The organism is Virgibacillus senegalensis (assembly GCF_000821245.2).
Classification (GTDB): Bacteria; Bacillota; Bacilli; order Bacillales; family Amphibacillaceae; genus Sediminibacillus; species Sediminibacillus senegalensis.
The window spans coordinates 386,544-386,792 of sequence record NZ_LN611424.1 but is presented as its reverse complement, the minus strand read 5'-3'; the positions used below and the strand labels follow the sequence as shown (position 1 = coordinate 386,792).

1 pseudogene is annotated in these 249 nt (G+C 42.6%); it reads left to right on the top strand.

Annotation, left to right across the window (positions count from 1 at the left end):
- Positions 1-249: pseudogene (locus BN1067_RS20695) on the top strand (IS5/IS1182 family transposase); the annotation flags it as partial.

Sequence of the window (249 nt, the reverse complement as noted above, 5' to 3'; positions counted from 1 at the left end):
CATTGATCCCAGCTTATTAGCTTACTTCCGTCGTAAACGTCTGAAAGATCCAAACCTTTTAGATTTCCTGATTGGAAAAACCGTAGAGGTCGCGCTTGAGAAAGGCGTGATCCAATCGAAGTCTCTCATCCTTGATGCGACACACACAAAGGCTCGATACAATCAAACATCCCCTCAAGAAGTATTGCGTAGCCGTTCCAAGAACGTCCGTAAAATGATTTATTCTCTCGATGAATCCATGAAGAAAAA